The following is a 24,394-nucleotide window of genomic DNA, read 5'->3' on the forward strand; positions in this document are numbered from 1 at the left end:
GAGCGGCGACCCGGCCCGTCGCCAGGGCGGCCGGGATCGCCTAGGCTCCACGCCGATGACAAACCCCGCACCGCCGTCGATCGACCCGCGTCCCACCCGCCAGGACCCCGACGACGATCCCCATCTCTGGCTCGAGGCGATCGAGGGCCCGGAGGCGATCGCCTGGGTCGAGGCCCGCAACGCCGAGACCCTGGCGCGGGTCTCCGATGCGACCATGGCCGCCGACGCCCGAGCCGCCCTGGCGATCCTCGACCGACCCGACAGGATTCCCCTCGTCGCTCGCCGCGGCGGCCTCCTCTACAACCTCTGGCGCGACGCCGAACACCCGCTCGGCCTGTGGCGGCGCACCGACGAGGCCGGCTACCGGGCCGGAACGCCGGCCTGGGAGGTCTTGATCGACCTCGACGCCCTGGCCGCGGCGGAGGGCATCGACTGGGTCTGGGCGGGCGCCACCGTCGTCACCGGCAGCCACGACCGCGCCCTGGTGAAGCTCAGCCGTGGCGGCGGCGACGCCGTCGTCATCCGCGAGTTCGACCTGGAGAGCCGCAGCTTCGTGGTAGACGGCTTCGTCCTGCCCGAGGCCAAGGGCTCGTGCGACTGGCTCGACCGCGACACCCTGATCCTGTCGAGCGCGCTGGGCGAGGGCATGGCCACGCGCGCAGGGTATGCCCGCACCGTGCGCCTGTGGGCGCGGGGCACCGACCCCCTCGCCGCGCCGATCCTGTTCGAGACCGCACAGGAGAACATGGGCCTGTGGGGCGGCGTCGAGCACGGAGGGTCGGCCGAGCGCGTGGTCTTCGCCGAGCGCACCGGCTTCTTCGACGGCTACGTCCATCTCGGCGACCGCACCGGGCCGACGGTTCGGCTCGACCTGCCCACCGACGCGGAGGTGGCGCTGCAGGGCGATCGTCTGGCCGTACGCACCCGCACGGAGTGGACGCCCGGCGACCGCACCTTCGCGCCCGACACCGTGCTGGCCATCGGGCTCTCCGACTTTCTCGACGGCGACCGGGGCTTCACCGTGCTCTGGCAGCCCTCCGAGCGGCGGGCGCTGCAGGGCATGTCCTGGGCGGGAGAGCGCCTGATCGTCGACGCCCTCGACGACCTGCGCCCCGGCTACACCGTCCACGAATGGGTCGGGGGCGCCTGGACCTGCCGTCACCTGCCCGGCCTGCCCTCGATCGGCAGCGTCTCGGTCTGGCCCCTCGACGCCGAGCCGAGCGAGTCGGACGGGTCGCTGCTGGCGATGGCGCAGGACCCGCTGACCCCGCCGACCCTGCTGTCGATCGCCCCGGACCTGTCGGCGCCCACGGTCCTGCGCACCACGCCGGCCGCCTTCGACACCTCCGGCCTGCGCGTCACCCGCCACGAGGCCGTCTCGGTGGACGGAACCCGCATCCCCTACGTCCAGGTCGGGCCCGAGGAACGGACCGGACAGGCGCCGGTGCATCTCTCCGCCTACGGCGGATTCCAGGTCTCGCTGCTGCCGACCTACCAGGCGGTGCTGGGCAAGCTCTGGCTGGAGAAGGGCGGCACCGGGGTGGTGGCCAACATCCGCGGCGGCGGCGAGTTCGGCACCCGCTGGCACCAGACCGGGCGGCGCGAGGGCAAGGCCCTGGCGCACGAGGATTTCGCGGCGGTCGCCGCCGACCTCGTCGCCCGCGGCGTCACGCGGCCGGGGCGGATCGCGGCGCAGGGCGGCTCCAACGGCGGCCTGCTCATCGCCAACATGCTCACCCGCCACCCCGAACGGTTCGGGGCCCTGTTCTGCACCATCCCGCTCATCGACATGCGCCGCTACGCCAAGCTCCTGGCCGGCGCCAGCTGGATCGCCGAATACGGCGATCCCGACGATCCGGACGACTGGAGCTTCCTCGGCGCGATCTCGGCCTACCACACGGCCGAGCCCGGCCGGCCCTACCCGCCGATCCTCATCGCCACCACCCGTCGCGACGACCGGGTCCATCCCGGCCACGCCCGCAAGATGGCCCAGAAGCTGCGGGCGATGGGCTACGATCCGGCCTTCTACGAGCCCGCCGCCGGCGGCCACGGCTACGGCAAGGACAACGCCGAGACGGCGAGCTTCCTCGCCCTCGGCATGGCGTTCCTGCGCCGCTCGATCGGCTGGGAGCCGGGGGCCGCCTGAGGGAGACCCGGCCGGCCGTCTCGGGTTAGGGGATGAGCCTGTCCGCGCGCAGCCGTGCGAAGAGCGCGAAGAACGCCTCGTCGGTGGCCTCGTAGGCGCTAAAGCCGAGGCGCCGGCTCTTGCTCATGTCGGTGACCACCTCGACTGGGCGGCCGAGGTCGCCATCGGTGTGCCATGGCGAGGCGAGGCGGCTCAGGTCCGCCTCCGCGAGCCCGTGGCGACGGGCGACCTCGGCCCAGATCGGAGCGTCCTGCGCCATCTGCTCGGTCAGCGGTCGCACCGTCCCGTCGAAGGGTGCCGGCGTCAGCCCGAACCACTCGGCGATGCGCCCCCACATCCAGCTCCAGCGGAAGACGTCGCCGTTGACGACGTTGAAGGCTTCGTCGGCGGCGGCCGGCGTGGTCGCGGCCCACAGGATCTGGCGCGCCAGGACCGAGGCGTCGGTCATGTCGGTGAGCCCGTTCCATTGCACGGCCGAACCCGGAAACACGAACGGCCGACCGGTCTCCCGGCACAGGCTGGCGTAGACGGCCAGCGTCGTGCCCATGTTCATGGCGTTGCCCACCGCCTTGCCGATGATCGTGTGCGGGCGGTGGACGCTCCAGGCAAAGCCGTCGCGCGCGGCGGCCTCGAACAGCGCATCCTCCTGCGCGTAGTAGAAGTTCGCCAGGTCGAGGCGGTCCTGGTCTTCCCGGAACGGCGTCGGCGGCAGGGTGCCGCTGCCGTAGGCCTCGAACGGACCGAGATAGTGCTTGAGCCCCGTCACCAGGGCGACGTGGCGGACGCTGCCGGCGGGCGCCAGGGCCGCGAGAAGGTCGCGCACGGCATCGCCGTTGACGCGGACCATCTCGGCCTCGGTCGGGCGGCGCATCCAGGTGGAGAGGACGACGAGGTCGGGCGAAAGCCCGGCCACTGCCCTGTCGAGGGAGGCCCGATCCTCAAGATCGGCGGTGACGGCGGCGACGCCGTCCTGCGCGACCGCTCGCCGGGCCAGGCCCGCCACCTCCCAACCCTCCGAGGCCAACAGGGCCGCGGCGGCCGAGCCGACGATGCCGCTCGCGCCGACGATCAATGCCGATTTCGTCATGGGATCTTACGACTTTCCCGGCCGCTCGGGCCGACACTTTTGGGGGAAGGGCCGGCGGCTCGGTGTCTCTCACGAAACTCCCGCCTCGCCGTCGCGAGCCGGAGGCGAACTCCCGGCGATAGGGAGTTGCGTGAGATGCACTCAGGCGTCCGCCACGGCCTTGGCCAGCTGGTCCTTCGACATCGTCGAGCGACCGGGGATGTTCTTGGCCCGGGCCGTCTTCAGAAGCTCGGCCTTCGTCGCTTCGCCTTTACGCGCCGCGGCAGCGGTCTTGGCGACATCGTCCGGCTGCTTGGAGAACTGCTTGCCCTTGGCCGTATCGGCGCGCTTCTTGGCGGTCGAGCGGGCGTAATCCTTGTCGGAGACCGCCTCGCGGGCGGCCTTGGGCAGGTAGCGCTCACCGGTCTCGCCGCTCTTCTCGCCCGACTTGGTATCCCACTCCTCGTCGGACCATTGCTTGAGGCTGTTGTCCTTCGTCTTCGCGCCCTCGTAGCCGCCGCCGGCCTCCTTGTAGGCCTTGGTCGCGGCCTGGGCCTTGCGTGCCGACCATTGCCCGGGCTTGCCGCCCTTGGACGAGGCGGTCACCTCGTCCTTGACCTTCTCCCAGAGCTTAGGGTCCGACTTCTCAGCTGTCGTCGACATGTCGCGCCTCGTCTCACCCGCCGACAACCGCCGACCGCGACGCGCCGTTCCGCCGGGCCCTGTGGACGCGGCACCGTCATCAGGATGTCGAAGAGTTGTCCCAAGGCGGCATGTTGACAGGGAAGCCGGCCGCCATCACGTGGCGCCTCACGCCCGGCGTCGGCGCTTTCCTTCGCCAAACCCAGGACGTTTCTTCATGAGCGCGACCCGCAGCGGCACACCCACGGTCTTCATCGACGGCGAGGCGGGCACCACCGGCCTCGGCATCCGCGAGCGGCTGGAGCGGGACGGGCGCGTCGCCCTCAAAAGCATCCCGCACGAGAGCCGCAAGGACGTCGCCGTCAAGCGCGCCCTGATGGAGGCGGTCGACCTCGTCGTCCTGTGCCTGCCCGACGAGGCCGCCCGCGAGACGGTGGCGCTCGCCGACACCATGCCCGGCGGCGGCCCGCGCCTCCTCGATGCGAGCACCGCGCACCGGGTCGACCCCGATTGGGCCTATGGGTTCGCCGAACTCCACAAGGCCCAAGCCGACGTCATCCGCGCCGCGCGCCGCGTGGCCAATCCCGGTTGCTATCCCACCGGCGCCATCGGGCTGATCCGGCCGCTGGTGGAGGCGGGGCTGATCCCGTCCGACCACGCGCTCAGCATCAACGCGGTCAGCGGCTACAGCGGCGGCGGCAAATCGATGATCGAGAGCTACGAGGCGGGCAAGGGTGCGCCGTTCCTGCTCTATGGGCTCGGCCTCGACCACAAGCACCTGCCCGAGACCCAGGCCTACAGCCTGCTGACCCGCCGCCCGATCTTCATCCCCTCGGTGGGCGACTTCCGCCAGGGCATGCTGGTGAGCGTGCCCCTCCACCTCGACACCCTTCCCGGGCACCCGAGCGTGGCCGCGATCGAGGCCGCGCTCGCCGCGTATTACGACGGCTGCGACCTCGTGAGCGTGATCCCGACCGCGGGCACCGACCGCATCGAACCGGAAGCCCTCAACGACACCGACCGGCTGGAGCTGCGGGTGTTCGGCTCCGAGGGCGCCCGCCAGGCCCTCCTCGTCGCCCGCCTCGACAATCTCGGGAAGGGCGCCTCGGGCGCGGCCGTGCAGAACCTCGGATTGATGCTCGGCCTCGACTGACCGATCCGCTTCGTCTCGGATGCCGCTTCGCCGTCACGGGATCGCGGATTGACGCCGCACCCGTCGAAGGGTCACGCTCGACCACCGTATCCGGGGAGACGACGCCAACGATGTCCGAGACACGCCCGCCGCTGCCGCCCTTCACCGCCGAGACCGCCGCCAAGAAGGCACGCGGCGCCGAGGACGCCTGGAACACCCGCGACCCCGAGCGGGTGTCCCTCGCCTATACGACCGATTCCTGGTGGCGGAACCGCTCGGAGTTCCTGAGCGGGCGCGAGGCCATCGTCGCGTTCCTCACGGCCAAATGGCGGCGGGAACACGCGTACCGCCTGATCAAGGAGGTCTGGGCCTTCCACGAGAACCGAATCGCGGCGCGCTTCGCCTACGAGTGGCACGACGAGGCCGGGCAATGGTTCCGCTCGCACGGCAACGAGCAGTGGGAGTTCACCGACGCCGGACTGATGCGCCGCCGCGAGGCCAGCATCAACGACGTCGCCATCCGCGACGCTGAGCGCAAGTTCCATTGGGAGCACGGTCCTCGCCCGAGCGACCACCCCGGCTTGTCCGACCTCGGGCTGTAGGGCGGCCCCGCCGGCGCGGGTGGCGCCCGGAGCCGGGTTCGATAAAGCCGCGGCCGGACCCTGACTAGAACCTGCTCTCTGTGAGTAACGCCGGGCGAGATGCTTGGGCTCTGCCACGCATCTCGCCCGAGGATATCGTGCGCGGCCGGCGTGCCCGGGCAGGCTGCAGGAGCCTCGGACGACCGGGCCGCCCCCTGTGTCCGGTCTTCGGACACGCGCGCCAAAGTCCTCCTATGTGATTGCCGGCCCGGTCGAATCACCCGAACGTGATGGATCTCCCGAGGGGTCCGCATCGCACGGCTCGCGGCTGGAACGCCGTCCGCGACGGCCGCACGACATCCGCTCGCAGCGGGCGCGGCGCGCGTGGCGGTGAGCCGCGACACGCGGCCCGACCTGCGGGGACGATGGCCGTTTTCCGTCCCCGCACCGGACCGGATCTGCTTGTGCACAACCATTCCGAATCGGTCTTACGTCGATTTCGCTCGCTTCGAACCTCCGGGACGACCGCTTACGACCAGATGCACTCGGACCATCACGGCAACCACTGCGTGATCGACCGAACTGCCGCAGGCTCGATCGCCAAAATCCTGCTCTCAAACCCAAGCAACCACGGAAAACTTCTGTCCGATGGTCATTACAACTTGCTAACATCTCGAACTGAGCTTACGGTGCGAGATATCGTAGATCCGACACGTTAATGGTACCATCATCATGATCAGCATCGACAGCGACGGCAGCCGCCTCATCACTCTGACGGCCGACATCGTCTCCGCGTATGTCAGCAACAACCACGTCCAGAGCGCGGAGCTGCCCAAGCTCCTCAGCGATGTTCATGACGCCATCCGCAGCGTCAGCGGCATCGGCGCCCCGGCCGTCGAGGCCGGCCCGCCCAAGGCGACGCCCCCGGAAATTCGCCGGTCTGTCTCGAACGAATATCTGATCAGTTTCGAGGACGGAAAACAGTACAAGACCCTGCGCCGCCACCTGACCCTGCGCGGCCTCACGCCCGAGCAGTACCGCGTGAAGTGGGGCCTGCCGCCCGACTACCCGATGACGTCGGCGGCCTATTCCGAGCAGCGGTCGGAACTCGCCCGCGCCCTCGGCCTCGGCCAGCAGCGTCGCAAGAGCCTGCCCAAGGCGATCCTGGTCGAGCCCGCTGCGTCCGAGGCCGCGCCGGCCATGGACATCGTCCCCGAGAAGAAGCGCCGCGTATCGCGTAAAGCCCAGGCCGCCGCCTGATCCGTACCGCCCGACCCGACAGGGCGGCCACAGTCGATGCCCGCCCGACAGCCGTCGGGCGGGCATCGACGTGTCTTGCGGCCCCGGCTCGCACCGAGGCGGTGCGGGGCGCCGCCATCACGAAAGGGTTACGGAAGGGAGCCTCGCCATTCATGCTGCGTTGCAACATGAATGTCCGGCGTCGCTGAAGCGCGGCGCCACCGGCTGAGGCATCCATGCTGTCCCGTCCGCTCCTCGCCCTCTCGGGGGCCTCCTTCGCCATCGGCACCACCGAATTCGTCATCATGGGCCTACTGCCCGAAGTGGCGGAGAGCTTCGCGGTGAGCGTTCCCCAGGCGGGCCTCCTGGTCTCCGGCTATGCGCTCGGCGTGGCGGTGGGCGCACCGATCGTGGCGATCGCCACGGCACGCCTGCCGCGCAAGACCGCGCTCCTCGCCCTGATGGCGATCTTCCTCGTGGGCAACCTCGGCTGCGCCCTGGCTCCGAGCTACGGGCTCCTGATGCTGGCGCGGGTCGTCACGGCCTTCGCGCACGGCGCCTTCTTCGGTATCGGCGCGGTAGTGGCCTCCAACCTGGTGCCGCGCCACCAGCGCACCCAGGCCGTGGCGCTGATGTTCACCGGCCTCACCCTCGCCAACGTGCTCGGTGTTCCCTTCGGCACCGCGCTCGGACAGGCGATGGGCTGGCGCTCGACCTTCTGGGCGGTCTTCGGCATCGGCCTCGCCGCGGCCGCCGCCATCGCGGCATCGGTGCCCTCCGGCCTTCCGGGGTCCTTCGGCGGCCTCGCCGGGGAGTTCCGCTCCCTGCGGCGCTGGGAGGTGCTGCGGCCGATGCTGGTGAGCGTGCTGGCCTCGGTCAGCCTGTTTTGCGTCTTCACCTACATCACACCGCTGCTGCGCAGCCGGAGCGGCCTGACGCCGGGGGAGGTGACCGGGGCCCTGTTGATCTTCGGGATCGGACTGACGCTGGGCAACCTCGCCGGCGGGCGCCTGGCCGACAGGCGGATGTCGGCCACCATCGTGGGGGGCTTTGCCGGGTTGGTGGCGGTGCTGGTGCTGTTCGCCTTCACCAGCCGGGCGGCATGGCCGGCGGTGATGACCCTGCCGCTCTGGGGCGCGCTGGTGTTCGCCCTGGTCTCGCCGCTGCAGATCTGGGTGGTGGAGGCGGCCAGCGACGCCCCCAACCTCGCCTCCACCCTCAACCAGGGGGCGTTCAACCTCGGCAACGCCGCCGGGGCGGCCCTGGGCGGAGCCGCGCTGAGCCTGGGATTCGGCTACGGGACGCTGCCGTGGATCGGCGCCGCGGTCGCCGCGGTGGCCCTCGCCCTCACCCTCTCGGGTCGCGTCGGCGTCGCGTCACCGGACGGCGAGGGCGCCTTCGACGCCGCGCCGGCGGCGCGGGGATGATCCCCCGCCGATCCGACAGGCCCGGATCGTGCAAGCGACGGGGGCAAGGCGGCGCAGGATCGCCCGGCCGGAACGCATCCTCCCGGCCCGGCGTCTCCTGAACGACGCGCGGCGCCGGGAGGAACGCGCCGACGCCGCCGGTCAACTCCCTTGTCCCTGGACCCTCACGTCCCCTTAGTCCCTATTGCCTCGAAGACCCCATCGTCCCGCCGCACCCTCATCGAGATCGAGTCCGACACCATGAAAATCCGCACCGGCTACGCCATCACCTACGACACGGCACAGCCGACGCCGATGACGCTGATGCTCGACGTGCATCCCTCTCGGGTCCACGACCTGCTGTCGCCGCAGACGATGACCATCGATCCGCCGGTGCCGGCGCACAAATACCTCGATCCCTTCGGCAACACCTGCACCCGCATCCTGGCCCCGGGCGGGCGCATCACGGTCTCGGCGGATTTCACGGTCCGGGATTCGGGCGAGCTCGACCCCTACGTGCCCGACGCCCGCCAGCACCCGGTGCAGGATCTGCCAGACGAGGTGATGCAGTTCCTCCTCGGCAGCCGCTACTGCGACACCGATCGGCTCTCCAACGTCGCCTGGTCGCTGTTCGGCGGCACGCCCGAGGGCTGGGCGCGGGTGCAGGCGATCTGCGACCACGTCCACGACCACATCAAGTTCGACTACCAGCAGGCCGACGCCACCCGCAGCGCCTCGCAGGGCTACGAGCAGCGGCTCGGCGTCTGCCGCGACTATGCCCATCTCGCCGTCACGTTCTGCCGCTGCATGAACATCCCGGCCCGCTACTGCACCGGCTACCTCGGCGACTTCGGAGTCCCCCTGACGCCGCCGATGGATTTCTCGGCCTGGTTCGAGGTCTACCTCGGCGGGCAGTGGCACACCTTCGATGCGCGCAACAACATCCGCCGCATCGGCCGCATCGTCATCGCCCGCGGGCGCGACGCCACCGACGTCGCCATCTCCACGAGCTTCAACACCGCGCTCCTCGTGAGTTTCGACGTCCATACCGACGATGTGACCGACGAGGCTTGAGAAAAGAACGGCCTTGCTTCACCGTCATCGCGGTGGGGAATATTCTCGTCGAAAGCCGGACAACAAAAGTAACCGGTTCCTTTGACGAGGACACGACCCTGCGGGATCATGCGGCAGTCGATCGAATGACTGTCCATCTCAACCCCGCGACCGGTGCTCGTCTGCCGATATCGCTCGTCCGGACGCTCCTTCACGGTGCGGACGGGCAGGCGCGGACGAGACCCCGGCGGCGGCGCGAGCCGCAGGAGCCTCCGCCATGTCCCATCACGCCGCCACGTCCGAACCGATCCGCTTCGCCTATTGGGTACCCAACGTCTCCGGCGGGCTGGTCATCAGCAAGATCCCCCAGCGCACGAGTTGGGACGCCGACTACAACAGGCGGCTCGCGCAGATCGCGGAAGAAGCCGGCTTCGACTACGCCCTGACGCAGATCCGCTTCACCGCCGGCTACGGCGCCGAATATCAGCACGAATCGGTGGCCTTCAGCCACGCGCTGCTGGCGGCGACGACCCGGCTCAAGGTCATCGCCGCCCTGCTGCCCGGCCCGTGGAACCCCACCCTCGCCGGCAAACAGATCGCGACGATCAGCCAGCTCACCGGCGGGCGCATCGCAATCAACGTGGTCTCGGGCTGGTTCTCGGGCGAGTTCCGGGCCATCGGCGAACCCTGGCTCGATCACGACGAACGCTATCGCCGCTCTGAGGAGTTCATCCGGTCGCTGCGCGGAATCTGGACGCAGGACGACTTCACCTTTCGCGGCGATTTCTACCGCTACACGAACTACACCCTGAAGCCGAAGCCCGCCGATCCGCTGCCGGAGATCTTCCAGGGCGGTTCCTCGCGGGCGGCGCGCGACATGGCGGCCCGTGTCTCCGATTGGTACTTCACCAACGGCAATACGCCGGAGGGCGTCAAAGCCCAGGTCGAGGACATCCAGGCCAAGGCGCGGGCCAACGGCCATTCGGTCAAGGTCGGCGTCAACGCCTTCGTCATCGCCCGCGAGACGGAGGAGGAAGCCCGCGCCGTCCTCCAGGAGATCATCGACCACGCCGACCCCGAGGCGGTGAAGGCCTTCGGCCACGAGGCCAAGAACGCCGGCAAGGCCTCGCCGGAAGGGGAGGGCAACTGGGCGAAGTCCAGCCTCACCGACCTCGTCCAGTACAACGACGGCTTCAAGACCAACCTCATCGGCACCCCCGACCAGATCGCCGAGCGCATCCTGGCGCTCAAGGACGCCGGGGTTGACCTGGCGCTCCTGGCCTTCCTGCACTTCCAGGAGGAAGTCGCCCATTTCGGTGCCCACGTCATCCCGCGGGTGCGGGCGCTGGAGGCCGCGCGCGAGCGCCGGGCCGTGGCGGCTTAAGGGTCGTCCAGATCCTCGCGACGCGCGTCCCACTCCGATGTGGGAGGCATCCGAGGGTGGGGGTGGTCCGGTCGGCCTCGCTTGGGGTCGAGGTCCATCCCGCCGCCGCCCGAATCCAATCGTCTCCCCTCAATCGCACGTCGGATCGCCCACGCGGGGGAGCGAGGCGCCGGGGAGCGTCGCCGTCGCACACCACCGACCATCCAACCCCGGAGATCGTCATGACCATCGCCGTGAACGCCAAGGCGCTCCAGACCGGCCAGGGCAGTCCCGCCGTCCCGCGCCCCGATGGCCCCGCCCACGTCATCCGTGACGACGCCGAGGCGATCCGCGTCGCAGAGGCCCTGGCGGTGGCGTTCCGCGAGGGCGCCTCGGAGCGCGATCGCAACAACCGCCGCCCGGTGGCCGAGCTCGACGCGTTCTCGCAGAGCGGGTTGTGGTCGATCAACGTGCCCCGGGCCTTCGGCGGCCCGGAGGTGTCCTACCGGACCCTGGCGCGGGTGATCGCCATCGTCTCGGCGGCCGATCCCTCGATCGGCCAGATCGCGCAGAACCACCTCGGCATCGTCGCCGCGATCCAGACCGTCTCCGACCCGGAGCAAAGGGCGCTGCTGTTCGGCGAGGTCCTGGCCGGCACCCGCTTCGGCAACGCCTTCTCCGAAATCGGCACTCCGCGCGCCGCCGACTTCCAGACCCGGTTCGTCGAGGACGGCGACCACGTCGTGGTCACGGGGCGGAAGTTCTATTCCACCGGGGCGCTGCTCGCCCATCTCGTGCCGATCGTCGCCCTCGATGGCGAGGGCCGCCCCTGGTACGCCATCGCCGAGCGCGACGCCCCGGGGCTGACCGTGATCGACGACTGGTCGGCCTTCGGCCAGCGCACCACGGCGAGCGGCACCGTGGTCATCGACGCGGTGCGGGTGCCCAGGACCCATCTCGTCCCGGCCTGGAAGGGCTACGCCGCGCCCAGCGCCAACGGCGCGATCTTCCAGGTGATCCAGGCGGCGGTGGATGCCGGCATCGCCCGCGAGGCCCTCTCCGACACCATCGCCTTCGTGCGCACCAAGTCCCGTCCCTGGATCGACAGCGGCCAGGACAGGGCCTCGGACGATCCCCACACGATCCGGGCGGTGGGCGACCTGACGATCCGCCTGCATGCGGCCGAGGCCCTCCTCGACCGGGCGGGTCTGGCCCTCGACGAGGCCGTGGCGGACCCGACGGCGGACAGCGTGGCCGCCGCCCAGCTCGCGGTTGCGGAGGCCAAGGTGCTGACCACCGAGATCGCGCTCCTGGCCAGCAACACCCTGTTCGAGCTCGCCGGTACCCGCTCGACCCTGGCGGAGGCCAACCTCGACCGCCACTGGCGCAACGCCCGCACCCATACGCTGCACGATCCCGTGCGCTGGAAATACGCCATCGTCGGCAACCACGCCCTCAACGGCGTGAACCCGCCCTTCCACGCCTGGAGCTGAGGGGGCTCACCCGCCCGGAAAGGCGCGGCCGGACCCGCGTGCGGGTCCGGACCGAAAACCCGTGCCTCCTACTGCTGCAGCTGCTTTTGCATCGCCTTGTCCTCGGCGCGGCCGTAGTTGATGAAGAACTGGCTCGCCTCGACGGTGCGGCCCTTCTGCAGGTTCGAGAGCTGGACCGTGGTCTGGTAGCCCTGCGGATCGGTGATCCGCCACTGGTTGAGAATCTTCATCTCGGAATCGAAGAACAGCTGGATCTTCGAGGTTCCGCCCAGCGTCGAGCGGTCCTCGGTCACGATGCGCACGCCGCCCGGATCGTTGCCGACGTCGGTGACCGTGAGGTCGCGGGCGAGGTCGATCTTTTCGCGCAGCAGGAATTTCAGGGGCGTCTGCGAGATGAAGTAGAGGTCCTGCGTGCCGAGCTTGCGGTCGCGCACCGCCACCGAGGTCCCGTCCGCCACCACCTCGAGGGGCGAGGGCTGATCGTAGTCGAACCGCAGCCGGCCGGGCTTCGACAGGGTGAGCTTGCCGCCGATGCGGCGGCCGTCCGCCCCGATCTGGATGAAGGTGCCCGTCAGCGTGGTGATGCCGTTGAAATAGGCGTTGGCCTGCGCGACCAGGGTCGCGGCGTCCGCCTCGATCGCGGGAGCGGCCTTGCCGGCGGCCTCGGCGGGCCTGGTGGCCGCCTTGGCGGTGGCGGCCCTGTCCTGTCCGGCCTTGTCCTGTGACCCGGCGGGCTTGCCCTCCTTGGCCGGCCGTGCGGCCTGGGCGGGGGGCTTCTTCGGCGTCGGCGCGGGGGGAGGGGGGGCGGCCTCCGGCTCGGGGGCCGGCGCCTCCTTGCGGCCGAGGATGCCGTCGATGAAGGCCCCGAGCTGGGCCTGGGCGGGCACCGGCTGAACGAGGGCGGCCAGCACGAGGAGCGAGCCGGCGGCTAGGTGGGGACGTCGGCCGGTCATGGTGCGGCGTTCTCCGGGTGGGGTGGCGAGGCTCGCCTTAGAGCCTCGCGCTGTGGCGATTATGGGACGCCGGGGACGTCGTCTCGGCGACGGCCGGGATCAGTCGTCGTCGTCCATCATGTGGCCGTGCATCATGCCGGGCGGGGCGCCCTCCATCAGGATCTCGCGCTTGCCGGCGTGGTTGGCCGGCCCGACGATGCCCTCGACCTCCATGCGCTCCATCAGCGAGGCGGCCCGGTTGTAGCCGATCTGCAGGCGGCGCTGGATGTAGCTCGTCGAGGCCTTGCGGTCGCGCATCACCACCTGCACCGCCTGATCGTAGAGGTCGGCGCCCGCATCGATGCCGCCGCCCGCATAGGCGCCCGCGTCGAAGATCGGCGCATCCGCCTCCTCGGTCTCGGCCGCCGCGGCCTTGTCGGCCTTGGACCCCTTGGCCGGCTTCTCGTCGCCCGATCCGTCGTCGGCGGTGACGGCGTCGAGGTAGGACGGCCGGCCCTGGCGCTTGAGGTGGGCGACCACGCTCTCGACTTCCGAATCCGAGCAGAACGGCCCGTGCACGCGAGTGGTGCGCCCGCCGCCGGCCATGAACAGCATGTCGCCCTGGCCGAGTAGCTGCTCGGCGCCCATCTCGCCCAGGATCGTGCGCGAGTCGATCTTCGAGGTGACCTGGAAGCTGATCCGGGTCGGGAAGTTCGCCTTGATGGTGCCGGTGATGACGTCGACGGACGGGCGCTGCGTCGCCATGATCAGGTGGATGCCGGCGGCACGCGCCATCTGGGCGAGACGCTGGATCGCGCCCTCGATGTCCTTGCCCGCCACCATCATCAGGTCGGCCATCTCGTCGACCACGATCACGATGTAGGGCAGGGCCGAGAGGTCCATCTCCTCGGTCTCGAACACCGGTTGGCCGGTCTCGCGGTTGAAGCCGGTGTGGATCTCGCGGGTAATGACCTCGCCCCTCGCACGGGCCTCGGCCATGCGGGCGTTGTAGCCGTCGATGTTACGCACCGCGATCTTGGACATCTTCTTGTAGCGCTCCTCCATCTCGCGCACCGCCCATTTCAAGGCGATGACCGCCTTCTTGGGATCGATGACCACGGGCGAGAGCAGGTGCGGGATGCCGTCGTAGACCGAGAGTTCGAGCATCTTGGGGTCGACCATGATCAGGCGGCACTCCTCCGGCTTCATCCGGTAGAGCAGCGACAGGATCATGGTGTTGATCGCCACCGACTTGCCCGAGCCGGTGGTGCCGGCCACCAGCAGGTGGGGCATCTTGGCGAGATCGGCGATGATCGGCTCGCCACCGATGTTTTTCCCTAAGCACAGGGCGAGCTTGTGCTTGCTCATCCCGAAGTCGGCCGAGGCCAGGAGTTCGCGCAGGTACACGGTCTCGCGCTTGTCGTTGGGCAGCTCGATGCCGATGACGTTGCGGCCGGGCACCACCGCGACGCGGGCCGAAACCGCCGACATCGAACGGGCGATGTCGTCCGACAGGCCGATGACGCGGCTCGACTTGGTGCCCGGTGCCGGCTCCAGCTCGTAGAGGGTCACCACCGGGCCGGGCCGCACGGCGAGGATGTCGCCGCGCACGCCAAAGTCCTGGACCGTCTGCTGCAGGTTGAGGGCGTTCTGTTCGAGCACGTCGGCATCGACTTCCTCGGTCCCGGTGGGGTCGGGCTCGGCCAGGAGTTCGAGGGAGGGCAGTTCGTAGTCGGCGTTCTCGACCACCGACATCGGCACGTGCCGGCCGGCGGGAATGAGGGTGGCGCGGGGATCGGGCAGGATCGCACGCGGGGCGTGGACGGCGGGCGCCGGCTCCGGCGGAGCGGCGGCGGCAGGCATAGGCACCTCGGATGCCACCCCTTCGGACGCCGGCACTTCGGACGCCGGCACTTGGACCGCCGGCAGCTGGACCGCCGGTTCGGCGGCGACGACGGGTGTCTCCTCGACGACCTCGACCGCGGCGGCCTTCGGGTTGCGCAGGAGGACGGGGCGCGGCGCCATCGCCACCGGCACGAAGGCCGGCGCTTCGGCGAGGGTTGCCGGGGCAAGCGCCGGGATCAGGAACGGGATCACCGCGGCGATCGGCTCGGCCGAACGCAGGAGAGGCTCGGCGACCTGGCCCGGAACGGACGATGCGGCAGGGGAGGGGGCTTCGGGGACCCGGTCCACGGTGGGTGCATCGGCCTGGGGCTTCGCTGCTGCCGGACGGATGGCGGCTCGCGCGGCCATCGCCGAGAGTGCGGCGGGGCGCTGCCGGGCACCGGCGGCGTTGTCCTGGCCGTCCGCCGGGCTCGGCACCGCCGAGGGCGCGAACCGCACGAGGCGGTCGATGCCGTAGGCGGGCGCGGCGGGCTCGACCGACGACGGCAGCGCGACATCCGGAGCGGACGGTTCGGGCACGACGACCTCGGGGATGATCACAACCTCGGGGATGATCACGACCTGCGCCGACGGGTCCCGGATGTCCGACCAGGCCTCGATGGCGGCGCCGTCCTGGCCGTCGAACCAGGTGCCCATGTCCGACCAGTCGGGCACGTCGGACCAGTCGGCGGCGATCGCCTCGGCCGGCTCGGGGGCCGGCGGGGCGACCACGGCCACCACGGCGGCCGGCTTGCGGTCGGGACTGCGGAAGAAGCGCACGCCGGGGGGCACGACGAAGGGCTGGCGCCAAAGCGGCAGAGGCGCGGCGGGCGGCAGGGCCGCGGCATGGGCCGCCTGCGCCTGCTCCAGAGCCAGCGCCTCGGCGGCCTCGGCCTCCCTGCGGGCGGCGGCCAGGGCGTCGGCCTGCTCCTGGGCGGCCCGTTCGGCGTCGCGCACCCGCTGGCGGCGCTCCTGCAGCACGGGATCGGGGGTGCGGGTGTAGCGCACGACCTCTTCGGCCTCGGCGCCGAACGGCTGCGGGGCCGCCGCCGCGGTCCCGGCCTCGGGCATGATGGCGGCGGGCCGCCGCGGCGTGCGGATGAGGACGCGCGGACCCGAGGCGTCCTCGTCGATCCGGCTCTCGCCGCTGCGGGTCGCCGCGCGCAGCATGTCGGGCGTGGCGCGATCGTCGAAGACGTGGTCCGGCCAGGCCTGGGCCGTCGGGCCGTCGGCGACGCTGTCGCGCCCCAGGAGCGAGGCGGGCGAGGCGAGCCAGGTCTGGGCCGGCCGCGTGGCGGCCACCGAGAAGCCGGGGCGCTGGGCCGGGCCGGTGAGGCGCCGCGCGAGGCTCGCCCTCAGGCTGAGGAGCCGGTGCGCCAGGGCGCCCAGCGACAGGCCGGGGCGGTCGCCGCCGCGGCCGGGCCGGGAAGGATCACGATGGGAATAGGGAGGCCGTCCCGATGCGCGCATGATGTGCCGGATGAACTCGAACGGAGGCCCGCTTGCCCGATGAAGCGGTTCACGGTCAGTTAGGCGCAACGTCGTTAACAGACGCTTGAATGGCGCGGCCCGGCCCCGGTGGGTTCTCGAGGGAGGCCCCGCGTGCCGGCGGCGCTCTGGAGCGGGGACGCCGGAGCGCGTAGGATCGCGCCACCCGCAACGACGAGGCCCCTGCCCCTTGGTCCAGCCCGTATCCGCCCAGACCTTCCGGTCGCTCTACGGCCAGGGTTTCGCCCGGATCGCCGCCTGCACCGGACACAGCGAGCCGGCCGATCCCGACCGCAACGCCGGGGCGATCCTGGCCCTGGCCAAGCGCTGCCACGAGGCGGGAGCCGCGGTGGCGGTGTTTCCCGAGCTCTGCGTCTCGGCCTACGCGATCGAGGACCTGCTGCTGCAGCAGACCCTCCTCGACGCCGTCGAGGCCGCCGTGGCGCGGATCGTGGCCGCCTCGGCCGACCTGATGCCGGTGCTGGTGGTGGGTGCGCCGCTGCGGTGGAAGCACCGGCTCTACAATTGCGCCCTGGCGATCCACCGGGGCACCCTCCTTGGGGTGGTGCCCAAGAGCTACCTGCCGAACTATCGGGAGTTCTACGAGAAACGCCATTTCGCCCCCGGCATCGGGGTGACCGGCCAGACCATCGCGGTGGCCGGGACCACGGCGCCGTTCGGCACCGACCTGCTGTTTGCGGCCGCAGACCTGCCCGGCCTCGTCCTGGCGATCGAGATCTGCGAGGACCTGTGGGTGCCGGCGAGCCCCGGCACCGCGGCGGCGCTGGCGGGCGCGACCGTGCTGGCCAACCCGTCCGGCAGTCCGATCACCGTGGGGCGGGCCGAATCCCGCGCCCTGCTCTCGCGGGCGGCCTCGGCGCGCTGCGTGTGCGCCTATGCCTATGCCGCGGCGGGCCTGGGCGAATCCACCACCGACCTGTCCTGGGACGGGCAGACCAGCATCGACGAGGTCGGCGTGCGTCTCGCCGAGGGCGAGCGCTTCTCGGGCGATCCGGTGGTGACGCTGGCCGACGTCGACCTCGACCTCATCGCGCAGGAGCGGCTCCAGGCCGGCAGCTTCGACGACAACGCCCGCGCCGAGGCGCGGCCCTACCGGCGCATCGGCTTCCGGCTCGACCCGCCGGCGGACGACCTCGGCCTGATGCGGCGGGTCGAGCGGTTCCCGTTCGTGCCCGCCGACCGCGGCCGCCTCGCCCAGGATTGCTACGAGGCCTACAGCATCCAGGTGGCCGGGCTCGTGCGCCGCCTCCAGGGCATCGGCGTGCGCAAGGTGGTGATCGGCGTCTCGGGCGGCCTCGATTCCACCCATGCGCTGATCGTGGCCGCCCGCGCCTTCGACCGGCTCGGGCTCCCGCGCGACCACATCCTCGCCTACACCCTGCCGGGCTTCGCCACCTCGGACGCCACCAAGGCCAACGCCCATGCGCTGATGGCCGCCCTCGGCGTGCGCGCGGCCGAGATCGACATCCGTCCCGCCGCCCGGCAGATGCTGGCCGACATGGACCACCCGTTCGGCCGCGGCGAGGCCGTCTACGACGTCACCTTCGAGAACGTGCAGGCGGGCCTGCGCACCGACTACCTGTTCCGGCTCGCCAACCACAACCACGCCATCGTGATCGGCACCGGCGACCTGTCGGAACTGGCGCTCGGCTGGTGCACCTACGGCGTCGGCGACCAGATGAGCCACTACGCCGTCAACGCCGGCGTGCCCAAGACCCTGATCCAGCACCTCATCCGCTGGGTCATCGGCGAAGGGCTGTTCTCGGCCGAGGCCGGCGCCATCCTGCGGGCGATCCTCGACACCGAGATCTCGCCCGAGCTCGTCCCGGTGGCGGAGGGCGAGACGCCACAGAGCACGCAGGCCACCATCGGCCCCTACGCGCTCCAGGACTTCTCGCTCTACTACACCCTGCGCCACGGCTTCCGCCCGTCGCGGATCGCGTTCCTGGCGCTCCATGCCTGGGGCGACCCCGCCGCCGGCGACTGGCCGCCGGACCTGCGCGCGGACGAGCGCCGGGCCTACGCCCTGCCCGAGATCCGGGCCTGGCTCGGGGTCTTCCTCACGCGCTTCTTCGGCTTCAGCCAGTTCAAGCGGTCCGCCCTGCCCAACGGGCCGAAGGTCTCGGCCGGCGGCGCGCTCTCGCCGCGGGGCGACTGGCGCGCGCCCTCCGACGGAAACGCCAACGCCTGGATCGCCGAGCTCGAGCGCAACGTGCCCGAAACCTGAGGACCATGCTAAGGTCCCATTGTCGGGCGACAACCGCGACTCGAGGGTGGCCGAGCGGAAGGTGGTGCGATGCAGAGCTACAACGTGTTCTGCCTGAAGAGCGTGCGCGGCCTGTGCTGCGCGGTGCCCGAGACGTCCGCCGTGCCGCGCTTCCTCAAGGCGGACCGCTGGACCTTCGACGGCAAGCTCGACCAAGCCGGGCGGGTGCCGAGCGGCTTCGACGGCCAGGCGGCGCAGACGGGCGTGCGCTTCAACGGGTTCTACCTGTTCCAGACCACCGACATCCGTTTCTCGTGACGCGTCGACGGTTGCGACGAAACATTCTTAACGCGCGCCGTGCCAGGGTGCGCCATCGCGAAGTCGGAGACCGACGCCATGTCGGAGCATCGTAGGGAATTGCGCCAGAGGACCTTCCTCAAGGGGCGCATCATCTTCAACAACGGTTCGTCGAGCATGGACTGTCTCGTGCGGGACCTGTCGGCCTCCGGCGCGCGCCTGGCCATCAGCCAGACCGCCATCCTGCCCGAGTCGTTCGACCTCTACATCCCGGTCAAGGAGAAGACCTACCGCTCCAGCCTGCGCTGGCGGCGCAGCGACGGCATCGGCATCACCTTCATGGACGAGGGCGCGGCCAAGAGCGCCGAAGCCAGGAGCGCCGAGGCCAGGAGCGCCGAAGCGAAGGCTGCCGAGGCCAAGGCTGGCGCCGAGGCGACATCGACGGCGGGCGAGGCCCACGCTCGGGAGCCGTCCGCCCCCGCCGCACCGGAACCCGCGGCGTCCGCGCAGGACGCCGCCGCGATGTTCGCCCTCGGGCGCCGGGTGAAGGAACTCGAGGCCGAGAACGCCGCCCTGCGCCAGACCCTCTCGAGCCTGCTCAAGTCCACCGCCGCCTGATCCGCCCGACCGGCGCCGTCATCCGAACTTCGCCTGAGCGCTTCCCAAAGCGGATCTCGGTCATCCTCAGGCGCCGCGGGCTCGGTGATACGCCTCCAACTTTATCGAACCGGAACCCGTATCACGCCGCGAGCGCTGCCCGGATGCGCGCGGCATGCTCGGCCAGCCGCTCGGGATCGGCCATCCGCCCGGTGTGGCCGGTCAGCGCCACGCCCTCGTGGCGCGGCAGGATGTGAACGTGCAGGTGGAACACCGTCTGCCCGCCGGCCGGCTCGTTGTACTGGAAGATCGTCAAGCCATCGGCCGTGAAGGCCGCCTTGACCGCACGGGCGACGCGCTGGACCGTGGCCGCGACGGCGGCCAGCGAGGCCGGCTCCGCATCGAGCAGACCGCGCGCGGGGGCCTTGGGGATCACCAGGGTATGGCCCTCGGCCTGGGGCATCACGTCCATGAAGGCGAGGGTGTCGGCGTCCTCGTAGACCCGATGGGCGGGAATCTCGCCGCGCAGGATCCGGGCGAAGATGTTGGTGGGATCGTACGGGGTCGTCATGGCGTCCGGCTCCGGCTGATGGCGGCGGCACGATGCACAGGCGGGCCGCCGCCGTCCACTCCGCCGCGAACCGCGCGCGCCCTCGCGCGTTCGTCTGCGCAACGCGGCGACAAGGACATAGGATTTCATGGCTCACGAGAGCAACGGGGCCATCTACACCGCCGCGGGCGCCAATCTCGCCATCGCCGCGGCGAAGTTCGTGGGCGCCTTCTTCACGGGAAGCTCGGCGATGCTGGCCGAGGGCGTCCACTCCCTCGTCGATACCGCCAACCAGATCCTGCTGCTGATCGGCCTGAAGCGCGCCAAGCGTCCGGCCAACGCGCGCCACCCGTTCGGCTACGGCCGCGAGATCTATTTCTACGCCTTCATCGTGGCGCTGTTCATCTTCCTCGGTGGCGGCGCCTTCGCCATCTACGAGGGCATCCACAAGATCCAGCACCCGGAAGCGCCCGCCGATGCGGTGATCTGGGGCCGGACCGTTCCGGGCCTGTGGGTCAACCTCGCCATCCTCGGGTTCGCGGTGGTGGCCGAGGGCTACTCCTGCCTCGTGGCGATCAGGGCCTTCTGGAGCGAGAAGGGCAGCCGTCCGCCGATCACCGCGATCCGACGCAGCAAGGACCCGGCCCTGTTCACGGTGCTGGTGGAGGACGTCGCGGCCCTGCTCGGACTGCTGGTGGCCCTGGCCGGCGTCGTCCTCGCCCACGTCCTCGATTGGCCGGCCCTCGACGGCTGGTCCTCGGTGGGCATCGGCCTGATCCTGATCGGGATGGCGATCTTCCTGATGATCGAGACGCACGGCCTTCTCATCGGCGAGGCCGCCGACCCCGAACTCGTGGCCGCCATCACGGCGGCCATGCGCGAGGAACCGGGCGTCCACCACGTCAACGCGGTGCTGACCCAGCACCTGGGCCCCCAGGACATCCTCGTGAACGTCAGCCTCGACATGGACGACGCCATGCGCGCGGGCGAGATCGAGGCCCTGGTCTCGCGCCTGGAGGCGACGCTCAAGCGCGAGCATCCCACCGTCACGCGGGTGTTCATCGAGGTCCAGTCGCGCCGCGACGCGGCGGCGACGCCGGTTCCCGCGTGAGGGCGGTCGTCAGGGTGCCGGTTCGGCCAGCGCCCGGGCCACATCCGCTTCGAAGTCGGCGGGCTTGGTCTGGGGCGGATAGCGTCCGATCACGCGGCCGTCGCGGCCGACGAGAAACTTGGTGAAGTTCCACTTGATGCCGGTGGTGCCGAGCAGTCCGGGCTTCTCCGACTTCAGATGGGAAAAGACCGGGTCCGCCTCGGGGCCGTTCACGGCGACCTTGGCCATCACCGGGAAGCTGACCTCGTAGGTCAGGCTGCAGAACCGGGCGATCTCGTCGGCGTCGCCGGGCTCCTGCCCTCCGAACTGGTTGCAGGGAAACGCGAGCACCACGAGCCCTTCGGAGCGATGGCGCCGCCACAGTGCCTCCAGCCCCTCGTATTGCGGGGTGAAGCCGCATTTCGAGGCGGTGTTGACCACGAGCAGCACCTGGCCGCGGTGCCGGGACAGGGGATAGGGCGTGCCGTCGGCGCTCTTGGGCGCGAGGTCGTAGAGGGTGGTCACGGGGTGGCTGCTCCGGTGCGCCGCTCGACGAGGCTGGCGAGATAGGCGGCGCCGAGCGGAATGATGCCGTCGTCGAAGTCGTAGGCCGCGTTGTGGAGGTTGGCGCGCCCCTCCATGCCGATCCAGGCATAGCTGCCGGGCACCGCCGCCGCCATATCTGCGAAATCCTCGCTGCCCATGTGGGCGCGGGCGCGCCCGTTCACCGCCTCCGCCCCGAACAGGTCGCGGGCGATCTGTGTCGCCGCCTCGGTCTCGGCCGGGGCGTTGACGAGCACCGAGAACACGTCCCGGATCTCCACCTCGATCCGGGCGCCGTAGGCTGTCGCCAACCCCGCAGCGAGGTCGCGGATGCGGGTGGCGATCAGGCTTCGCAGGGCCGGATCGAAGCTGCGCACGGTCCCGGCCAGATGCGCCTCCTCGGGGATGACGTTGTAGGCGGCGCCCGCATGGATCCGGGTAATCGACACGACCGCGCTCGCCAGCGGGTCGGCGTTGCGCGCGACGATGGACTGCATCGCCTGGGCCAGGGCGGTGGCCACCAGGATAGGGTCGACGGCGCGGTTGGGCTGGGCCGCGTGGGCGCCGCGCCCGACGACGCGGATGTCGAAGAAATCCGCCGCCGCCATCGCCGGCCCTGGGCAGAACTCGATGCGCCCGCGGGCGAGGTTGGGGGCGTTGTGGAGCCCGTGGACCTCGTCGCAGGGGAAGCGCGCGAACAGGCGATCGGCGATCATGGCCCGCGCGCCCCCAAGCCCCTCTTCCGCAGGCTGGAAGATGAAGAGGGCGGTGCCGGAAAAATCGCGGGTCTCGGCGAGGTAGCGGGCGGCGCCGAGCAGCATGGTGGTGTGGCCGTCGTGGCCGCAGGCGTGCATCTTGCCCGGGATCGTCGAGCGATAGGGCAGGTTCGTCGCCTCCTCGATCGGCAGGGCGTCCATGTCGGCCCGCAGGCCGATGCGGCGCCCGGCGGGCGAGCGCCCCTCCAGCACCCCGACGACCCCGGTCCCGCCGATGCCGCGATGGACCGCGATGCCGTAGGCTTCGAGATGCGCGGCGACGATGCCGGCCGTGCGCACCTCCTCGAAGCCGAGCTCGGGATGGGCGTGGAGATCGCGGCGCAGGGCCGTCAGTTCGTCGGCGAAGGCGGCGATGCGGTCGATCGGGCTCATGCGTCATCCTCCTTGTCCGAGCCCGCCTTATCCGAGCCCGCGGCGCGCCGGAACGGCGTCATGGTCCCGAGGACGTCGGCGGCCTCGGCGACATGGTCGCGCTCGCGTACCAGATAGTCCGCCACCGCCCGGCGCAGGGCGGGATCGGCGATGTCGTGGGCCGAGTGCATCAGCACCGGCCGGTAGCCCCGGGCGAGCTTGTGCTCGCCCTGCGCCCCCGCCTCCACCCGCTTCAGGCCGCGGGCCAGGGCGAAATCGATGGCCTGGTAGTAGCAGACCTCGAAATGCAGGAAGGGATGGTCCTCCGCGCAGCCCCAGTTGCGGCCGTAGAGGGCGACGTCGCCGATGAGGTTGATGGCCCCGGCGATGTACCGCCCCTCGCGTTTGGCCATCACCAGCAGGATGCGCTCGGGCATGCGCTCGCCGATGAGCGCGAAGAAGCGCCGGTTGAGGTAGGGCCGCCCCCATTTGCGCGCGCCGGTGTCGACGTAGAAGTCGTAGAACGCGTCCCAGACCGCCTCGGTGAGAGCGGCGCCGGTGAGGTGCTCGATGGTGATGCCGTTGGCCAGGGCGTCGCGGCGCTCGCGCCGGATCGCCTTGCGCTTGCGCGAGGCCAGCGCCCCGAGGAAATCCTCGAAGTCGGCGTAGCCGGCGTTGTCCCAGTGGAACTGCTGGTCGACCCGCTGCAGGAAGCCCAGGGCCCCGGCCGCCTCCCACTCGCCCTCCTGCATGAAGGTGACGTGGATCGAGGAGGCCTCGGTCTCCTGGCGCAGGGCGCGCAGGCCCGCGACGAGGGCGGCACGCGCGAGGTCCGGATCCTGCCCCGGCGCTATCAGGAAGCGCGGCCCGGTGACGGGGGTGAAGGGCACGCTGACCTGGAGCTTCGGATAATAGCTGCCGCCGGCCCGCTCGTAGGCGTCGGCCCAGCCGTGGTCGAACACGTATTCGCCCTGGCTGTGCGATTTCAGGTAGCAGGGGACCACGCCCAGGAGGGTGCCCTCCTGCTCCACCGAGACGTGCAGCGGCAGCCAGCCGGTCCGGCGGGAGACGCAGCCGGAATCCTCCAGCGCGGAGAGAAAGGCGTGGCTGACGAACGGGTTGTGGGTCTCGTCGCCACCCGCGAGCGTCTCGGCGGAAGTGGCACAGGCGTCCCATCGCGCGGCCGGGATCTGGGCGAGACCCGTGAGCGGGCGCACCTGCAGTTCCGCCGGTGACGTGGGCGCCTCGTCCGGAGTTTTCATGATGAACAATTTAGATGCGCTGCCGCGACGGACAAGCGGCGATTCGACTTTCACGCCGTCGCAGGAGAGGGGTGCGCCTTCATCGCCGACTGGTCAGGGATGAGAGAGAGCATAGCCACCACGTCGTTGGCATTAACAACAACTGCCAAGCCTGATCCGAAATGGCATGCGTGACAACGGCTTATACCAATTCTCATTGATCAGCACCCATGGGCCCATCGGCGCAGTCCGATGGACATGATGCGCCAGGGTTGGGCGATGAGCTTGTTCCAGGCG

Annotated in this window: 19 protein-coding genes and 1 pseudogene; 12 read left to right on the forward strand and 8 right to left on the reverse strand. The window is 70.7% G+C overall.

What is annotated here, in order from left to right; all coding sequences use genetic code 11:
* Window positions 1-55: 55 nt before the first annotated feature.
* A complete protein-coding gene (locus ASG40_RS10735) occupies window positions 56-2,146 on the forward strand; it encodes a prolyl oligopeptidase family serine peptidase (RefSeq protein WP_055885054.1) in 2,091 nt (696 codons plus the stop codon).
* Between the two features lie 25 nt (window positions 2,147-2,171).
* Here ASG40_RS10735 and ASG40_RS10740 read toward each other — a convergent pair whose 3' ends face one another.
* Together ASG40_RS10740 and ASG40_RS10745 are read right to left on the reverse strand one after the other, a co-directional pair.
* Complete coding sequence (locus ASG40_RS10740; protein WP_055885057.1) at window positions 2,172-3,233, reverse strand: SDR family oxidoreductase; 1,062 nt, start codon at window positions 3,231-3,233, stop codon at window positions 2,172-2,174.
* A 141-nt stretch (window positions 3,234-3,374) separates the two neighbouring features.
* On the reverse strand, window positions 3,375-3,875 hold the full coding sequence (locus tag ASG40_RS10745) for a hypothetical protein (RefSeq protein WP_055885061.1): 501 nt from the start codon (window positions 3,873-3,875) through the stop codon (window positions 3,375-3,377).
* A 196-nt stretch (window positions 3,876-4,071) separates the two neighbouring features.
* On the opposite strand from ASG40_RS10745, the gene argC reads away from it, so the two are divergent.
* From argC to ASG40_RS10780, 7 genes are all read left to right on the forward strand, one after another.
* Window positions 4,072-5,007, forward strand: a complete 936-nt coding sequence (argC, locus tag ASG40_RS10750) for an N-acetyl-gamma-glutamyl-phosphate reductase (RefSeq protein WP_055885063.1) — start codon at window positions 4,072-4,074, stop codon at window positions 5,005-5,007.
* A gap of 110 nt (window positions 5,008-5,117) precedes the next feature.
* The gene (locus ASG40_RS10755) at window positions 5,118-5,588 is read left to right on the forward strand and encodes a nuclear transport factor 2 family protein (protein WP_055885066.1); all 471 of its coding nucleotides are present in this window, start codon (window positions 5,118-5,120) and stop codon (window positions 5,586-5,588) included.
* Window positions 5,589-6,299: 711 nt separating this feature from the next.
* On the forward strand, window positions 6,300-6,827 hold the full coding sequence (locus tag ASG40_RS10760) for a MucR family transcriptional regulator (protein ID WP_055885068.1): 528 nt from the start codon (window positions 6,300-6,302) through the stop codon (window positions 6,825-6,827).
* Between the two features lie 215 nt (window positions 6,828-7,042).
* Window positions 7,043-8,233 carry an MFS transporter gene (locus tag ASG40_RS10765; protein WP_055885070.1) on the forward strand — a complete coding sequence of 397 codons (1,191 nt, stop codon included), beginning with the start codon at window positions 7,043-7,045 and terminating at the stop codon, window positions 8,231-8,233.
* A gap of 240 nt (window positions 8,234-8,473) precedes the next feature.
* Window positions 8,474-9,286 carry a transglutaminase-like domain-containing protein gene (locus tag ASG40_RS10770; protein ID WP_055885073.1) on the forward strand — a complete coding sequence of 271 codons (813 nt, stop codon included), beginning with the start codon at window positions 8,474-8,476 and terminating at the stop codon, window positions 9,284-9,286.
* A gap of 256 nt (window positions 9,287-9,542) precedes the next feature.
* Window positions 9,543-10,649, forward strand: coding sequence for a dimethylsulfone monooxygenase SfnG (sfnG, locus tag ASG40_RS10775; protein ID WP_055885076.1), 1,107 nt, complete (start codon window positions 9,543-9,545; stop codon window positions 10,647-10,649).
* 221 nt (window positions 10,650-10,870) lie between these two features.
* Window positions 10,871-12,121: an SfnB family sulfur acquisition oxidoreductase gene (locus ASG40_RS10780; protein WP_055885079.1), complete on the forward strand. Its 1,251-nt coding sequence runs from the start codon at window positions 10,871-10,873 to the stop codon at window positions 12,119-12,121.
* Between the two features lie 68 nt (window positions 12,122-12,189).
* Here the strand turns inward: ASG40_RS10780 and ASG40_RS10785 are convergent, their stop codons facing one another.
* Together ASG40_RS10785 and ASG40_RS10790 are read right to left on the reverse strand one after the other, a co-directional pair.
* Entirely contained in the window at window positions 12,190-13,074 is an 885-nt protein-coding gene (locus ASG40_RS10785) for a LolA family protein (RefSeq protein ID WP_055885082.1), read from the reverse strand.
* A gap of 99 nt (window positions 13,075-13,173) precedes the next feature.
* On the reverse strand, window positions 13,174-16,407 hold the full coding sequence (locus ASG40_RS10790) for a DNA translocase FtsK (RefSeq protein WP_055885085.1): 3,234 nt from the start codon (window positions 16,405-16,407) through the stop codon (window positions 13,174-13,176).
* Window positions 16,408-16,615: 208 nt separating this feature from the next.
* Here ASG40_RS10790 and ASG40_RS10795 point away from each other — a divergent pair, with 208 nt between their 5' ends.
* The 3 genes and pseudogenes from ASG40_RS10795 to ASG40_RS22545 form a co-directional block, all read left to right on the forward strand.
* Window positions 16,616-18,673 carry an NAD(+) synthase gene (locus ASG40_RS10795; RefSeq protein ID WP_055885089.1) on the forward strand — a complete coding sequence of 686 codons (2,058 nt, stop codon included), beginning with the start codon at window positions 16,616-16,618 and terminating at the stop codon, window positions 18,671-18,673.
* Between the two features lie 69 nt (window positions 18,674-18,742).
* Entirely contained in the window at window positions 18,743-18,970 is a 228-nt protein-coding gene (locus ASG40_RS10800) for a hypothetical protein (protein WP_055885092.1), read from the forward strand.
* A gap of 78 nt (window positions 18,971-19,048) precedes the next feature.
* Window positions 19,049-19,288 (forward strand): annotated as a pseudogene (locus ASG40_RS22545) (PilZ domain-containing protein); the annotation flags it as partial.
* Between the two features lie 400 nt (window positions 19,289-19,688).
* Here ASG40_RS22545 and ASG40_RS10810 read toward each other — a convergent pair.
* A complete protein-coding gene (locus ASG40_RS10810) occupies window positions 19,689-20,117 on the reverse strand; it encodes an HIT family protein (protein WP_055885095.1) in 429 nt (142 codons plus the stop codon).
* A gap of 127 nt (window positions 20,118-20,244) precedes the next feature.
* Between ASG40_RS10810 and ASG40_RS10815 the strand changes: the two genes are divergently transcribed.
* On the forward strand, window positions 20,245-21,207 hold the full coding sequence (locus ASG40_RS10815) for a cation diffusion facilitator family transporter (protein ID WP_055885097.1): 963 nt from the start codon (window positions 20,245-20,247) through the stop codon (window positions 21,205-21,207).
* A gap of 9 nt (window positions 21,208-21,216) precedes the next feature.
* Here ASG40_RS10815 and ASG40_RS10820 read toward each other — a convergent pair whose 3' ends face one another.
* The 3 genes from ASG40_RS10820 to ASG40_RS10830 are packed head-to-tail and all read right to left on the reverse strand — an operon-like array spanning window position 21,217 to window position 24,118.
* Window positions 21,217-21,711 (reverse strand): glutathione peroxidase, encoded by a 495-nt coding sequence (locus ASG40_RS10820; protein ID WP_055885101.1) that lies wholly within the window; start codon window positions 21,709-21,711, stop codon window positions 21,217-21,219.
* A complete protein-coding gene (locus ASG40_RS10825; protein WP_055885104.1) occupies window positions 21,708-22,877 on the reverse strand; it encodes a M20 aminoacylase family protein in 1,170 nt (389 codons plus the stop codon). The genes ASG40_RS10820 and ASG40_RS10825 overlap by 4 nt, the downstream gene beginning before the upstream one ends.
* Entirely contained in the window at window positions 22,874-24,118 is a 1,245-nt protein-coding gene (locus ASG40_RS10830) for a GNAT family N-acetyltransferase (protein WP_055885119.1), read from the reverse strand. Before ASG40_RS10830 ends, ASG40_RS10825 begins: the two co-directional genes overlap by 4 nt.
* Between the last annotated feature and the right edge of the window lie 276 nt (window positions 24,119-24,394).

It is taken from the genome of Methylobacterium sp. Leaf399 (assembly GCF_001424525.1).
Classification (GTDB): Bacteria; Pseudomonadota; Alphaproteobacteria; order Rhizobiales; family Beijerinckiaceae; genus Methylobacterium.

Coding starts and splice junctions, on each gene's coding strand:
- ASG40_RS10735 (WP_055885054.1), top strand. CDS start 56: ATGACAAACCCCGCACCGCCGTCGATCGACCCGCGTCCCACCCGCCAG.
- ASG40_RS10740 (WP_055885057.1), bottom strand. CDS start 3,233: ATGACGAAATCGGCATTGATCGTCGGCGCGAGCGGCATCGTCGGCTCG.
- ASG40_RS10745 (WP_055885061.1), bottom strand. CDS start 3,875: ATGTCGACGACAGCTGAGAAGTCGGACCCTAAGCTCTGGGAGAAGGTC.
- argC (WP_055885063.1), top strand. CDS start 4,072: ATGAGCGCGACCCGCAGCGGCACACCCACGGTCTTCATCGACGGCGAG.
- ASG40_RS10755 (WP_055885066.1), top strand. CDS start 5,118: ATGTCCGAGACACGCCCGCCGCTGCCGCCCTTCACCGCCGAGACCGCC.
- ASG40_RS10760 (WP_055885068.1), top strand. CDS start 6,300: ATGATCAGCATCGACAGCGACGGCAGCCGCCTCATCACTCTGACGGCC.
- ASG40_RS10765 (WP_055885070.1), top strand. CDS start 7,043: ATGCTGTCCCGTCCGCTCCTCGCCCTCTCGGGGGCCTCCTTCGCCATC.
- ASG40_RS10770 (WP_055885073.1), top strand. CDS start 8,474: ATGAAAATCCGCACCGGCTACGCCATCACCTACGACACGGCACAGCCG.
- sfnG (WP_055885076.1), top strand. CDS start 9,543: ATGTCCCATCACGCCGCCACGTCCGAACCGATCCGCTTCGCCTATTGG.
- ASG40_RS10780 (WP_055885079.1), top strand. CDS start 10,871: ATGACCATCGCCGTGAACGCCAAGGCGCTCCAGACCGGCCAGGGCAGT.
- ASG40_RS10785 (WP_055885082.1), bottom strand. CDS start 13,074: ATGACCGGCCGACGTCCCCACCTAGCCGCCGGCTCGCTCCTCGTGCTG.
- ASG40_RS10790 (WP_055885085.1), bottom strand. CDS start 16,407: ATGCGCGCATCGGGACGGCCTCCCTATTCCCATCGTGATCCTTCCCGG.
- ASG40_RS10800 (WP_055885092.1), top strand. CDS start 18,743: ATGCAGAGCTACAACGTGTTCTGCCTGAAGAGCGTGCGCGGCCTGTGC.
- ASG40_RS10810 (WP_055885095.1), bottom strand. CDS start 20,117: ATGACGACCCCGTACGATCCCACCAACATCTTCGCCCGGATCCTGCGC.
- ASG40_RS10815 (WP_055885097.1), top strand. CDS start 20,245: ATGGCTCACGAGAGCAACGGGGCCATCTACACCGCCGCGGGCGCCAAT.
- ASG40_RS10825 (WP_055885104.1), bottom strand. CDS start 22,877: ATGAGCCCGATCGACCGCATCGCCGCCTTCGCCGACGAACTGACGGCC.
- ASG40_RS10830 (WP_055885119.1), bottom strand. CDS start 24,118: ATGAAAACTCCGGACGAGGCGCCCACGTCACCGGCGGAACTGCAGGTG.